This window comes from Streptomyces sp. P9-2B-2, assembly GCF_030406865.1.
In the GTDB taxonomy this organism is placed as follows: Bacteria; Actinomycetota; Actinomycetes; order Streptomycetales; family Streptomycetaceae; genus Streptomyces; species Streptomyces platensis.
In genome coordinates this window covers 8485413-8499114 of the sequence record NZ_CP129126.1, presented here as the reverse complement: position 1 = coordinate 8499114, position 13702 = coordinate 8485413, and the positions used below count along the sequence as shown (strand labels likewise).

Below are 13702 nucleotides of genomic sequence, written 5' to 3'. Positions count from 1 at the left end.
GCAATGGCTGTGGCTATCGCGCAGCCCGACCAGCAGTGCGCCTCTAGAGCATCAGTCCTCTTCGCCACCCACACGGAGGACGCCATTCATCCCGCTCCCCCGGACCAGCCCCATGGAATCGAACGGCAACTCAGCACGGCCGTACACAGCCTTTGCGGCACCGGCAGCTCAGCACGACCGGATACGAGGTGGGCGGCATGAGCGAGCCCACCGATGCATCAGCTGACCACATCCCGGAGCCGCGCACCGCCCCGCCGCCGCCCCCGCCCGTGGCACCCACCGCCGGGTCGACGAACCGACCGGGCATCCCTCTTGACGCCGAGTCGGACGCCGCCGGAGACGCGAACGCTCCCGGGGCACAGATGCGATATGTGGACCTGACGGGCAGCCGAGAGGCGGCCGGCCGCTCGATCCGGCTGCGTGACATGGCCAGACGCCTGCCCCAGTTGGTACGCCGGTCGCTGGCTCTCGCCTGGCAGGTCGACCGGTCAGCGACCGTCGGCCTCCTGCTGTGCCAGCTAGTCGCCGGCGTGATGCAGGCCCTGGGCCTGGTCGCGGTCAGTGGCACCCTGACCGCGCTGTTGACCAGCGGGGATGTCTACCACCGGCTCCTGCAAGCGTGGCCGTCCGTGGCCCTGCTGGCGGGGGCATCCGGCGTGCGTGCCCTCCTGGGGATCACCGTCAACTGGCTCTCCTCCCGGCTGGGCCCGCTGATGACGCGGGAGGCCGAGCAGATGCTGCTGACGGGCTGCGCCGAGGTGGAGTTGTGCGCCTACGACGAGCCGGACTTCAACCGCGACCGTGAAGCCGCCGACCGCGGGGCCACGGTCACCGGAGACCTGATCGACGAGGGGCAGGACCTGATCGCCTCGTCGGCCTCCTTCCTCGCCGGGGCCGTCGTGCTGGCCGGGGTGCACCCGCTGCTCCTGCCGCTCCTGGTGGCAGCCAGTCTTCCGCAGGCGCTGGCCCAGGTCAGCGCCGCGCGGGTGCGCTACCTGGCGAACCTTCGGAGCAACGGTGACAACCGGATGCTGTCGGTGCTGCGATGGCACATTTACACGAGAGAAGCGGCCGACCAGATCCGTGCCGGCACCATGGCCGCTTTCCTGTCCGGCCGGTACCGGCAGACGGTCGCCCGGATCAACCATGAGGACCGGGCCGCAGCCGACAAGGGAGCCCGCATGTCCCTGGCCGGCGCGCTGTGCGGAGGGCTGGGGTCGGCGGTCGTGTGGGCGGCGGTCGTGTGGCTGCTGGCCACCGGCCGCATCAGCGTCGGGCTCGCGGGGACGGCCGTCTTCGCATTGCAGACGGCGGGGCAGTCGGTCCGCGGCCTGGTGGCCGTGGGGGCGCGGGCCGTACGCACGGGGCTGTATATGGACGACTGGACCGGATTCCTGGACAAGGCCGGCGGGTTCCGTATGCGCCGCGGCCCGCACTGCCCCGAGCCGCCGAAGACGATCGAGATCAAGTCGGTCTCCCATCGCTACGCGGGCAAGGACCACGATGCGCTGTCCGACGTCTCGCTCACTCTGCGGCGGGGGGAGGTTACCGCCCTGGTGGGTTTCAACGGCTCGGGGAAGTCGACGCTGTCCAAACTGGTCAGCGGCCTCTACCTACCCACAGGGACAGGTGTTGTGGGATGGCACCCCCACCGGCGACGCCGACCCACAGGCGCTGTGGCAGCAGGTGGCTCTGGTGCCTCAGGACTACGCACACTGGCCGCTGACAGTGCGCGAGAACATCACCCTCGGACAGCCGTCGCCACGTGGTGATGCGGCGGTACGCGAGGCGTGCGAGGCCGCCGGCGCCGACGAAGTCGTCGACAAGCTCGGCGCCGGCCTGGACACCCTTCTCGCCCGGGAGTGGCTCAACGGCGAGGAGCTGAGCGGCGGCCAGTGGCAGCGCATCGCCCTCGGTCGCGCCTTCTTCCGCCAGGCCGGGCTGCTGGTCCTCGACGAGCCGACCGCGAACCTCGATCCCCGCGCCGAGTACCGGATTTTTCAGCGGCTGCGGGACCTGGCCCGGGACCGGGTGGTGCTGCTGGTGACCCACCGCATCACCAATGTGGCCGTGGCCGACCGGATCGTGGTCCTCGACGAAGGTGTCATCGTGCAGGAGGGCACCTACACACAGCTCGCCCAACAGCCGGGTCTGTTCCAGCAGTTACTGTCCTATCAGGTGGCCACCTCCAAGACGGGCGGCGAGCAACACGGGACACCCGCATGAGCCGCCCGAGTGAATCGCTTCGCCAGAACACAGATGGCTAAGAGGGAGAGGGGCGCCAAAGTGGCCAGCCGCGGCGCGTGGTACCGCCGCCGCGGCGGCAGCAGCCAGCTGATCAGCAGCAGCCCCAGAGGGATGACGAGTCCGTAGCCGCACACGTTGAGGATCAACGAGAAGCCCGGCGCATTGCGGTCGTCGTGACACGACCCGCAGGGCCAGATCGGCCACCTGCAGTGCAGTGTCGGTCAGGAGGCCGGCGCCCGGGGCCAGACCCGGCGCGTACTTCGCGGTGGCCTCCCGCCGTTCTCATTGACCGCGGGCAGCGCCCACGTGCCTGCTGCGGTGCGGTGGCTGACGTCGCCGTCGAGGATGGCGCCCGACGTCACTACCAGCGCTTGACCTTCACGCAACGGCAGAGTTTCTACTGGCGGCATGCGAATCGGAGAGATCGCCGCGCTCGTCGGGATCACCACCCGGGCGATCCGGCACTACCACCACGTCGGACTGCTCCCGGAGCCGGAGCGGCGTCCCAACGGCTACCGGGCCTACAGCATCCGCGACGCCGTCCTGCTCGCCCGGGTGCGCCGGCTCACCGAACTCGGCCTCAGCCTCGATGAAGCGCGCGACGCCCTCGCCGACGATGCCGGGCGCGAACTGATCGAGGTATTGGAGGAGCTCGACGCCGACCTGGCCCGCCAGGAAGCCGGCATCCGAGAGCGCCGCCGCCAGCTCGGCGCCCTGCTCGCCGAGCCGCCCGGCGCGACCGGGCCCGTCTCACCTGGCCTTGCGGCCCTACTGGCACAGGCCCCCGGGACAGACTCACCGAGCGCGGCCAAGGACCGCGAGTACGTCACGCTGATGGACGCCACCAGAACCGGTAACCAGGAGATTTTCGCGCTCCTTGGAACGCTGGTCGCCGATCCCACGGTCGTCGAACTATACGAACGCCTCGACGCGCTCGCCGATGCCTCCGTCGACGATCCGCGGATCGCACCCCTGGCAGCTGACCTGGTGGCAGCAGTCCCCGACGAACTGTTCGCCGCGATCCCCGAGAACGGAGTGGTCGTGACCGGATTCAAGGAGGCGCTGCTCGCCGAGTACTCCCCCGCGCAGGCGGAAGTCGTGAGCCGGCTCATGGATGCCTTCATGGAAAGGGGCCGGGGATGAAGGGCGGACCGCGGGGCGTACGGGCGGCGCGGGTCGCGGCGGTCGCCGTGCTGCCGGGGGAACTGGCCCTGACGGTCTGCTTGGTGGCCGGGGCCCGGCCGCCCGGGTGGGTGCTGGCGGGCGCCGAGGCGCTGGTCCTCGTGGTGCTGCTGCTGGAGGCCTGGGTGCTGCGCTCGCTGTACGTCGCCGCGCGCGGCCGCGGCGCGGACCGCAAGGCGGCGCGGCAGGCCACCGTACGTGAGGTGGTGCCGGTGACTGTCCGCCGCCTGATCCTCCACGAGCTGCGCGCCCTCGCCTCCCTGGGGCGGTGGGTCCGGCGCTGCACGCACGGGGTACGCCCCGGGGACCTCGCCGCCGCGTACACCGGGCCCCAGACCGCGATGATGTACGGGCTGCTCTTCGTGGCGGTCATCGAGACCGTGGGCCTGGCCTTCCTCATCCCTTGGCCGGCGGTCCACCGGGTGCTCCTGGTACTCGACCTGTACGGCGTCGTCCTAGTGCTGGCCCTGCACGCCGCCTGCGTCACCCGGCCGCACGTCGTGCGCCCCGACGGCTCTCTGCGGATCCGCTACGGAGCCCTCTTCGACCTCGCCGTACCCCCGGACGCGGTCGCCTCGGTCCGGGTCGACCGGCGCTACCCCGAAGGCCGCCTGATCACCCTCTCCGAGGACGGGGTCCTCGACCTGATCGTGGGCAGCCAGACCTCGGTGACCTTGCAGCTGAACCGGCCACTCCCCTTCACCCGCCCGCTCGGCAGAACGGAAGAGGCCCACACCATCCGCTTCCACGCCGACGACCCGCGCGCACTGGTCAGCGCACTCCGGCAGCCCACCTGACACACAGACCGGTTCCGACCGCACAGGCGAAGGAGAAGGGCAACTGCGCCCGTCTGCCGTGCGGACCTCAGCTCTTTGCACGCGAGGAAAGGAGTACTCCCGTTGTGAAAACCACTGCTGTCACGGCCAGTACGGGGAGGTCCATCCCCGGCGCGGGGAGAAGTGCCCACGCATGGGGGTGCCCGAGACCGTCATAGCCCTCAACAACGACCAGCAAAATCCAAGCGAGGGGGATGACCAGCGATCGCTCACCGAGCAAGGGGCGGCACATGAGCATGAACCCGGTGAGGAGTGCCGTGTTCCGGCCGACGGCCCCTGCGGCTCCTGAGCCGAGAGCCCAGGAGAAGCCGTAGCCGATGCCAACGGCAGCCACTACCACGAGGATGACCAATGCAGCGTCCATGCGCGCAAAGGGACGGATTCCCGCGTTCTCCACATCGTGAACCCGAGCAGAGAGCGTCGCGATGAGGGGCGCACACACCGACAAAGGTGCGAGCAGCATCAACTGCACCTCGTTGCCACCTGCCAGCGACGGCATGGCCGCGAGCCGGTCACGGAAGAGCCATACGAGCACGGCGAAGACGGCAAGCCCCACCGGAATGTTGATGTGCGCGCGTCGCGCCTTGATCCACCAGTACATCAGCCGGCCTTCCCGCAGCTGCGGGCCCGGGCTTGTGCTTCAGCGAACCAGGCGGCCTGCTTACCTACCGGAAGCTTCCTGACCTTCTCCACGGCGGCGACGGTTTCACGGTCGGATGCAGAATCGCCGGCGTCAAGGCCGGCAGTCGAGCGCAGCCACAGCTCCAGGGCGTCGGCCCGCTTGAAGTCCTTGCGGCCCAAGCACGACCATTCGGCGTCGTTCAGCGGAGCATGCGCCACGCTTTCGGCAAGCTCGTCCGTGCTGGTCCTGGGCAGGAACCAGATGTGCCATACCTCCGTCCCCGCGCCGACCTCAAGACGTGTGTAGGTGACCTTTTTCGGCGCCGGTACCCCCGCTCGATGCAGGTGCTCAACAATCGGACCCGCTGTCGTCTGCACCCTCGGCAGCATGTCCTGATACAGCTCGGGGACGCATACGTTGACGTCGGCGCGGTTGCTGCACTTCTCGGCCAGGGCAGAGGTGATCATCGGGGTGCGGTATCCCCAGCCGGATGTCACTGCACAGCAGGTGGCGAGACCTGCCACGGCCACCAGGCCGGCCAGGGTGATGCGGACCGCCGACCGCCACGGGCCCCACAGCAGCATCGCGGAGCCGGCAACCGCGCACGTGAACACCACGGGGACCAGCAGGCCGACAGGTGAGATGACCTGATCGATCTCCGGTGAACTCATGGTGTAGGCCGCTGCGTGTCGCAGCCACAGAGTGCCGGGGATCTCAGTCGAATTGTTTCCCGCATAGCCGATGAAGAACCACGTCCCGGCCATCACCAGCGGCGCACAGACCACAGGAGAACGGGACACGTTCCCGATCGCGAAACCCATCACCGCGTAGGGGATGGGCAGCAGTAGCCCGATCGCTACCGCTGGCAGGGATGCCGCGTCCGGGACGACCGATGCCTGCACGAAACGCATCACGGTCATCACCACCATTACCGCGACACCCAACGCCACTGGCAGGCTCAGACGTTGAGCCGCGATGCGGTACCTGCTGCGCCATGGCGCCATGTCCCAGATGCCGCTCTGCCGCAGCCGTCCGGCTTCCCACGCGCCGCAGCCGGCTGCGGCCGAGGCGGCAAATATCAGAGCCTGATAGGCAGCCGCCGACACCGTTGGGGGATGCCTGTTGTCGTATTGGGCAAGGCTTCCGCTGGAGTAGGCGACGAAGAAGGTGAAAACGAGTACCGGTGCGGCAAGGAATGTGGCACTGGAGGTGCGCAGCAGGGCCTTCACCTTCATGAGTCGCCCCCCGACAGCATGCTGTAGGCGGCTTCTGCCCGGCGCGCCGGCGTGGTGTCGTGAGGGGCATGGGCGAGGAAACCGCTGGTGTCTCCGTCGTAGACGAGCTTTCCGCCGTCCAGCACGGTGACGTTGTCAGATTCCTCGGCAAGATCGGCCACATCGTGGGTGGACAGCAGGACGGCCACGTCTGAGGGGAGTTGGGCCAACACATCGCGGAATACGCGGCGTTGTCTGGGGTCCATGCCCGCTGTGGGTTCGTCGAGCAGGAGGACTTCAGCGTCATGGACCAGCGCCTGGGCGACGCCGACACGACGCAGCTGCCCGCCGGAGAGTGTCTTGGTCTTGACGCTCTCCTTGTCGGCAAGGTCGACTTGCCGCAGAGCTACGGCTGCCTTGGCCCACGCGTCGGTTCGGTTCATTCCCTTGGTCCAGCCGACGAAGGCGACTTGCTCACGGGCGGTCAGGCCTGGCATGGCAGTGATGTTCTGCGGCATCCAGGCGACTTTCCGCCGGTAGTCGCGGCTCGTGGCTGGTACGCCGCGGTGGGTGATGGCGCCCCGTTGCGGACGACGGACGGACGCTGCCAGGGACAGCAACGTCGACTTGCCGGCACCATTTGGCCCCAGAAGAACCGTACTTCCCGGCTTCAGGGAGTAGTTGAATGCGGAGAGCACCTCCTTGTGCCGGTACGCGAACCAGCAATCGGTCATCTGTATGGGCACGCACAGTCTCCAGGTACATCGGAAAGCGGGGGTCCGCGACGTTCGCGGGCCCCTCGCTACAGGTCACTACACGGTCCGGTTCGATTACTCGCTTACGGTAATCGCCTTCACAGTGAGGACGCTGCCCGAACCCTCACCGTTGGTCTTGTTAACCGAGGCCCCCGCCAGCCGGCGCCCTGACCCTGACGTCCGTCCCACGCCACTCACCTCGCCCCTCACCGCTCAGTAGGTGCCGACTGCCGATGGCGCCGCCTGGTGGCCCGGTATCCGATCGTGAGGGCGATGAACCACACCGCCCACACGTAGAGACCGAGCCGGGTGTCGCTGGAGAGGGCCATCATGGCGACGACGAACAGGAGCAAGGCGAGGGCTATCCAGTTGGTCACCGGTGCGCCGGGCATCCGGAAGTCGGTGGGCGGGAGGAGTCCGGCGCGCACCTTGGACCGGTAGCGCAGGTGGGCGACGAGGATGATGGACCAGGTCCACAGCACGGCGCAGGCGCTGACCGAGGTGATGTAGACGAAGGCCTTGTCCGGGGAGACGGCGTTGACGAGCACGCCGATGCCCATGACGAGCACGGACAATGTCAGGGCAGGCAGCGGGAGTTGGCGGACGCTCAGTCCTTTGAGTGCCCGCGGGCCTTCGCCCCGGGCGGACTGGCCGCGCAGCATCCGGCCCGCGGAGTAGATGCCGGAGTTGCAGGCGGACAGGGCGGCGGTGAGTACGACGAAGTTCATGATCCCGGCCGCGGCGGGGATGCCCACGCCGGCGAGTACCTGGACGAAGGGGCTGGCCCCGGGGCTGTACTCGGTCCAGCTGAGAACGGACAGCAGGATGATCAGCGCGCCGACGTAGAAGACCGCGATGCGGACGGGGAGAGTGTTGATCGCCTTGCGGAGGGTTTCCTTGGGGTTCTGGGCCTCTCCGGCGGTGACGCCGATGAGTTCGACGCCGGCGTAGGCGAAGACGACTGACTGCAACGCGGTCAGGGACTGCCAGGCGCCGTCTGGCGCGAAGCCGCCGTCCGCCCACAGGTGTGTGACGGACGCGGTGTCGCCGAGGGCGGAGAAGCCGAAGGTCAGCACGCCCACACCGATGATGATCATTGCGATGATCGCCACGACCTTGATGGTGGCGAACCAGAACTCCAGCTCTCCGAAGAGCGTGACGGAGATCAGGTTGGCCGCGAAGAGCACGGCCAGCGCCACGGCGGCCGTGGCCCAGACCGGGACGGAGGGCCACCAGTAGGCGATGTAGTGGCCGGCCGCCGTCACCTCCGCCATACAGGAAGCGACCCACGCGGCCCAGTACGACCATCCGGTGACGAACCCGGCGAACGGGCCGCAGAATTCCCGCGCGTAGTCGGCGAAGCTTCCCGACGTCGGCCGGTAGGTGAGCAGTTCGCCCAGCGCCCGCATGATGAAGAAGACGACGACGCCCGCAGCGGCGTAGCACGCGATCAGACTCGGTCCGATCTGGGCTATGCCGGCGCCTGACCCGTAGAAGAGGCCGACGCCGATGGCGCCCCCGATGGCCATCATCTGGATCTGCCGGGCGCTGAGGCCGCGTCGGTAGCCCTCTTCGGGCGCTGCCTGCTCGGTATGGCTGTCGACCTGATGCTGCGCGGCCTGGGCTGGCGTCATCGGAGGCCCTGCCTTTCTGCTGTGGGTTGGCACGGGTCGTTCGGGTTGCGCGCTATTGGGTGCCGACGGTGCGCAGCACCGTGAGCACGAGGGTGCGGGCCACTTCGGCGATGTCGGGGAGGGAGACCTGTTCCTGGGGGCTGTGGGCCAGTCGCACGTCGCCGGGCCCGAATTGCAGGGTCGGGATGTCCGCCGCGGCGTACAGCCTCAGATCGCTCCCGTACGGCGCGCCGCGCTCGCGCACCCGTGGCCCGCCCACCGCGTCGCTGTGCGCGTCGCGGACCAGAGCCGCGAGTGGATGTCCGGCGGGCAGCCGCCCACTGGCGAACCGGCCACCGGGCCAGGTGACCTGGGCCGGGTGGGCACGGAGCCAGGGGTCACCGGCGCATGCCTCGGCCACGGATGCCTCGAAGTCGGCGGCTGCCCGGGCCGGGTCCTCACCGAGCCGAACGCCCAGCCGGCCCTCGGCGACGAGGCTGTCCGGCACGCTGCTCGCCCAGTCACCTGCGCGGAGGATGCCGACGGAGAGCGCGTAGGGGGTCCGGTACTCGGCCATCAGCGGATCGGCCGCCACGTTGCGCCGGGTTTCCAGGCGGGCGAGCGCCTGGTGGATGGGCAGGTAGGCGTCGATGGCGCTGGCTCCCGCATCGCGGGTGCTCGCGTGGGTGGCCTTGCCCGGCACCTCGATACGGAAGGTCAGCGAGCCGCCGTTGGCCGTCACCAGGGTGCCGCTGGTCGGTTCGGTGATGAGGCAGGCGTCGCCGCTGTGGCCGCGCTGGAGGGTGGCGAAGGCTCCGAGCCCGCCGTCTTCTTCGCCGACCACGAGGTGCGCGGCCACCCGGCCGCGCAGCCTGGCTCCGCTGGCGCGAATCGCCGTCAGGGCGGCCAGGTTGGCGACCACGCCGGCCTTCATGTCACAGGCGCCTCGGCCATGGACGACGTTCCCCTCCACTCTCGGGACGAAGGGGTCGCCGTTCCATTGCCGCAGGTCGCCGGGGGGAACGACGTCGACGTGCCCCTGGAGGATCATGGTCGGCCCGTCGTCGCCGCCCGGTGTGGTGCCCACCAGGCCCCATGCCTCGTCGCGCGGAACCTCGGTTCCCGGGAAGTCGGGGTGTGCGCGCAGGGCGGCCAGGTCCGCCTGCCACAGGTCGACGTCGAGACCGAGGCCGTCCAGCTGCTTCGCCAGCCGGTGCTGCATCGCGGTCTCGGCGGCGCTCCCGGTCACGCTCGGAATCGCGAGCAGCTCCAGGAGCATCCGGGCGATGGCATCCTCGTCGACCGCCTCCAGCGCGGCGGATTCCTCGGGACTGAGGGCTGCGGTCATGTGGTCTCTCCCATCGGTGCGGCTCAGCTGATGGGGTCGGATGCTATGTTCGCGCCACAGACGCAATCAATTACTAAAACTTGCTTCTGAGTGTTTGTTTCTTGCATACTTACGGGCCTCTTGGAGATTTCTTGTCCGCCCTTGAGGCCGTCGTCCGGTGTGGAGGTGGCGGCGTGGACGCTGTCGACGAAGAGATCATCCGGTGCGTGGTGCGGAACGGCCGGAGTACGTATGCCGAGATCGGCGAGGCGGCGGGGCTGTCCGCGCCCGCTGCCAAGCGCCGGCTCGACCGGCTGGTCGCCTCGGGGGCGATCCGCGGGTTCACGGCGATCATCGACCCGCAGACACTGGGCTGGCGGACCGAGGCGTTCGTCGAGGTGTACTGCAAGGGCCATCCCACCCCCGACGAACTGCGACGGAACCTGGAAGGGGTCCCGGAAGTCGTCGAGGCGTGCACCGTCTCCGGTGCGGCAGACGCTGTGCTGCACCTGCTCGCCCGCGACATTCCGCACCTGGAACAGGCCATCCAGAGGGTCCGTGAGGCCCCCGTCATCGAACGCACCGAGAGCGTGATCGTGCTCTCCCGCCTGCTGGACCGCCCCCGGCTGTGAGCATCCCCCTACGTGGCTTCGTACTGGGCCCGGATCCGCCCCGCCTCTGTCCGCAGCTCGGACAGGAGCCGGCCCGCACTGCCGGCCACGGAGGTCCGCAGCATGGCGACACCGATCTGCCGGGCCAGGACGGGACCGTCGACCGGGCGGACCTCGATGTCGTCCCGTGCGCGGCCCAGCCCCAGGCGCGGGACGAGCGCGACGCCGATCCCGGCGGCGACGAACCCTTGCAGCACGCCGTAGTCGTCCGTCCGCATGACGTGGGCCGGTTCAAAGCCTTCCCGTGCGCAGGCCCAGGAGAGCAGGCGGTCGCACGGGTCCCAGTCGCTGGTTCCCATGATCCAGCCCTCGTCGCGCAGCGCCGTCAGCGGGACGCGCTCCCGCCCCGCCTGCTCGTGGTCGGCGGGGAGCACCACGAGCATCGGATCCTCCAGCAGCGGGTGAACGATGAACTCCTCATCGAGGTCGAGGGGTTCGCCTTGCTGGGAGAAGACCAGCGCGAGGTCCAGTTCCCGCGAGCGCAGCGCGGCCAGCAGCGAAGGGAGCTCTCCCTCCCGGAGAGTCACCTGGACCCCCCGCTGGTGGAGTCTGCGCACGGCCGGCGGCAGCAGCGAGGCGCCGGCCGTGGGAAACGTGCCGACGCGGAGGGTCTCGGCACCACGCCGGACCATGGCGCCGACCTCCTGCTCGGCCAGACGCACCCGTGCCAGCACCGCCTCGGCGTGCGGCAGCAGCGCCTCGCCGGCCTCGGTGAGGGTGGCCCCCTTGGGACCCCGGAGAAACAGCGGTGCTCCGAAGTGCGATTCGAGGGTCGCGAGATGGTGCGTGACCGTCGGCTGACTGTGGCGGAGTACGCGCGCGGCGCCCGCGAGAGAGCCCTCGCGGGCGATGGCGCGGAGGATCTGGAGGTGGCGCAGTTCGAGCATGGCCGTCCTGGGAGAGGCAGATCCGCCGCCCCCGTGAAAGGGGGCAGCGAGGCAGGGATGGGTATAGAAATTCTCTGGAGCGTTCCAGAGAAGCACAGTATTCCTCTATGGGTCTCTGCCTGTGACGCTTCCTTCTGTGACGCAACGAACCACCGACACCACCCGGCACATCGCCCAGCACACCGCCCCGTACGCCGAGGCCGTCCGCGCATACGCCCGCGAGGACTGGCTGCGGCTGAACGTGCCCGGACACTCCGCTGACCCACTTCGCTTCGAGCCGCTGGCCCAGCTGGTCGGTGAGGCGCCGCTGCGGCTGGACGTGCCGCCGCTGCTGGACGGCATCGACCTCGGCGCCGCCGGCCCGATGGAGCAGGCGCTCGATCTCGCGGCACAGGCGTGGGGTGCGCGCAGGACCTGGTTCCTCACCAACGGCGCCTCCCAGGGCAATCGCATCGCGACCCTGGTCTCCCGGGCGCTCGGCAACACGCTGATCGTCCAGCGCAGTGTCCACTCCAGCGTGGTCGACGGCCTGGTCCTCTCCGGTCAGCGGGCTGCGTTCGTGCATCCGTCGGTCGATGCCGAGCGGGGCATCGCGCACGGGGTGACCGCGGCCGGCCTCGCCCGGACGATCGCCGCCCACCCGGAAGCGGCCGCCGCCTACCTCGTGACGCCCAGTTACTTCGGGGCTGTGGCCGACGTACGCGCCTGCGCCGACGTCGCTCACGCAGCCGGCATCCCGCTCATCGTCGACGAAGCCTGGGGGTCACACTTCGGCTTCCACCCCGACCTCCCCGAAAACGCGCTCGCGCAGGGCGCCGACCTCGTCATCTCCAGCACCCACAAACTGGCCGGCAGCCTCACCCAGTCCGCGATGCTGCACCTCGGCGAGGGCCCCTTCTCTGACACGCTTGAGCCCTTGATCCAGCGGGTCTTCCACCTGACCCAGTCCACCAGCGCCAGCGCGCTGCTCCTCGCCTCTCTCGACGTGGCCCGCCAGACCCTCGTGACCGGCCGGGACCGCATCGGCGCCTCGCTGGACGCCGCCGACAAGACGCGCGCGCGGGTTCGTTCCGCCGGCCGCTTCGGCATCGTCAGCGACGCCTTCGACCGCTTCGGCGACATCGTGACCGCCGACCCGCTCCGCGTCTCCATCGACACCCGCGCCGACGGCATATCCGGCCACGAGGCCCGGCGACGCCTGATGCGAGATCACCGCATCATGGTCGAGGTCGCCACCGACTCGGCCATCGTGGCCGTGGTCGGCGCAGGAACGGCCCCCGACACCGACCGCTTCGTCGAGGCCCTGCACGCCCTCCCGGCCCCGCTCCGCGACCAGCCTTCGGCAGACCACCTGCGCCTGCCCGCCCCCGGCAGCGTCGAGATGACCATGCGTGAGGCGTTCCTCGCACCGAGCCGCACCGTCGCGGCCCACGAAGCCGTCGGCCAGGTGTCGGCCGACACACTCGCCGCGTACCCGCCCGGCATCCCCAACGTCCTCCCCGGCGAGGTCGTCACCGCCGACCTCGTCAACTTCTTCCAGCGCACGGCGGCCGCACCCAACGGCCATGTACGGGGCGCCGCCGACCCCGCCGTAACGACCCTGCGCGTCGTGGACCGAACCCGCTGCACCTGAAGCGCCTGTCTCCACGGCTTCATCGCCAGACATGGCCTGTACGACGCCTCTATTCCTTACCAGTTGCATTGATGGAAGGGGGCCATTAGGGGATTCATTGCGGTCCGGGGTGGCACATCCTTTTCGCGCGAGGAGCGACCTTCAGACGCTTCTCGCTGCCGAGTCGCCGCGTCGACGCCACCCCGGCTACGGGGCGCCCTCACGTGATGTGCTGGAGGGAGAAGGCCGCGGTGTAGCCCGTGCCGCTTTCCACGCTTGCCCATGCGACCGAGCCCAGGGCGCTGTACGGGGCGATATGACGGTACGGCAGGCCGGTGATGCCGGCCATGTGCGGGGCGAGGGTCCGCATCACGGGCACGAAGCGGAATATCAGGAGGGTTTGGCCGGCGCGCTTGTTCATGAGGGCTTCGGCTCGCTGCCACGCCGTGGCCGGAATGCGGCGGGCGAGCTTCGCGGTACGCAGGCGCTTTCCCAGCAGACGACCGGTGCGATGGCCAAGAGCGTCCCCGACCATGACGGCGCCGGCAGCAACCGCGATGACCCCCAGCAGGTGCAAGCTGCCGGTTCGGGCCAGTGCACCTGCGGTGAGCATGAGAACGAGAGTGGGGATGAAGGCACCCACCAGCAGAATGGATTCCCCGATGATTGCCGTGGCCAGCACCGTGTACGCGGCGGCAGGGGAAATGTGGCCGAGCAGGTTGGCGAGGCCGTTCAT

11 protein-coding genes and 1 pseudogene are annotated in these 13702 nt (G+C 69.4%); 5 read left to right on the top strand and 7 right to left on the bottom strand.

Annotated elements, in window-relative coordinates; translation table 11 throughout:
- Window positions 1-362 precede the first annotated feature (362 nt).
- The 3 genes and pseudogenes from QT196_RS37365 (at window position 363) to QT196_RS37355 (ending at window position 4226) form a co-directional block, all read left to right on the top strand.
- A pseudogene (locus tag QT196_RS37365) lies at window positions 363-2226 on the top strand (ABC transporter ATP-binding protein).
- 429 nt (window positions 2227-2655) lie between these two features.
- The gene (locus QT196_RS37360) at window positions 2656-3390 is read left to right on the top strand and encodes a MerR family transcriptional regulator (protein ID WP_290356521.1); all 735 of its coding nucleotides are present in this window, start codon (window positions 2656-2658) and stop codon (window positions 3388-3390) included.
- Window positions 3387-4226 carry a hypothetical protein gene (locus tag QT196_RS37355; RefSeq protein WP_266736911.1) on the top strand — a complete coding sequence of 280 codons (840 nt, stop codon included), beginning with the start codon at window positions 3387-3389 and terminating at the stop codon, window positions 4224-4226. The genes QT196_RS37360 and QT196_RS37355 overlap by 4 nt, the downstream gene beginning before the upstream one ends.
- Before the next feature lie 67 nt (window positions 4227-4293).
- On the opposite strand, the gene QT196_RS37350 is transcribed toward QT196_RS37355, so the two are convergent.
- From QT196_RS37350 to QT196_RS37330, 5 genes are all read right to left on the bottom strand, one after another.
- The gene (locus QT196_RS37350) at window positions 4294-4866 is read right to left on the bottom strand and encodes a hypothetical protein (RefSeq protein ID WP_290356520.1); all 573 of its coding nucleotides are present in this window, start codon (window positions 4864-4866) and stop codon (window positions 4294-4296) included.
- Window positions 4866-6122 (bottom strand): hypothetical protein, encoded by a 1257-nt coding sequence (locus QT196_RS37345; RefSeq protein WP_290356519.1) that lies wholly within the window; start codon window positions 6120-6122, stop codon window positions 4866-4868. The genes QT196_RS37350 and QT196_RS37345 overlap by 1 nt, the downstream gene beginning before the upstream one ends.
- A complete protein-coding gene (locus QT196_RS37340) occupies window positions 6119-6847 on the bottom strand; it encodes an ATP-binding cassette domain-containing protein (protein WP_290356518.1) in 729 nt (242 codons plus the stop codon). The genes QT196_RS37345 and QT196_RS37340 overlap by 4 nt, the downstream gene beginning before the upstream one ends.
- Window positions 6848-7062: 215 nt before the next feature.
- Window positions 7063-8490 carry an amino acid permease gene (locus QT196_RS37335; RefSeq protein WP_290356517.1) on the bottom strand — a complete coding sequence of 476 codons (1428 nt, stop codon included), beginning with the start codon at window positions 8488-8490 and terminating at the stop codon, window positions 7063-7065.
- Window positions 8491-8542: 52 nt separating this feature from the next.
- Window positions 8543-9817 (bottom strand): ArgE/DapE family deacylase, encoded by a 1275-nt coding sequence (locus QT196_RS37330; protein WP_290356516.1) that lies wholly within the window; start codon window positions 9815-9817, stop codon window positions 8543-8545.
- A 173-nt stretch (window positions 9818-9990) separates the two neighbouring features.
- Here QT196_RS37330 and QT196_RS37325 point away from each other — a divergent pair, with 173 nt between their 5' ends.
- Window positions 9991-10428, top strand: coding sequence for an Lrp/AsnC family transcriptional regulator (locus QT196_RS37325; RefSeq protein ID WP_290356515.1), 438 nt, complete (start codon window positions 9991-9993; stop codon window positions 10426-10428).
- An 8-nt stretch (window positions 10429-10436) separates the two neighbouring features.
- Here QT196_RS37325 and QT196_RS37320 read toward each other — a convergent pair whose 3' ends face one another.
- On the bottom strand, window positions 10437-11354 hold the full coding sequence (locus tag QT196_RS37320) for a LysR family transcriptional regulator (RefSeq protein ID WP_290356514.1): 918 nt from the start codon (window positions 11352-11354) through the stop codon (window positions 10437-10439).
- 136 nt (window positions 11355-11490) lie between these two features.
- Here QT196_RS37320 and QT196_RS37315 point away from each other — a divergent pair, with 136 nt between their 5' ends.
- Window positions 11491-12987 carry a PLP-dependent transferase gene (locus QT196_RS37315; protein WP_290356513.1) on the top strand — a complete coding sequence of 499 codons (1497 nt, stop codon included), beginning with the start codon at window positions 11491-11493 and terminating at the stop codon, window positions 12985-12987.
- Window positions 12988-13186: 199 nt separating this feature from the next.
- Here QT196_RS37315 and QT196_RS37310 read toward each other — a convergent pair whose 3' ends face one another.
- On the bottom strand, window positions 13187-13702 hold the full coding sequence (locus tag QT196_RS37310) for a DedA family protein (protein ID WP_168483096.1): 516 nt from the start codon (window positions 13700-13702) through the stop codon (window positions 13187-13189).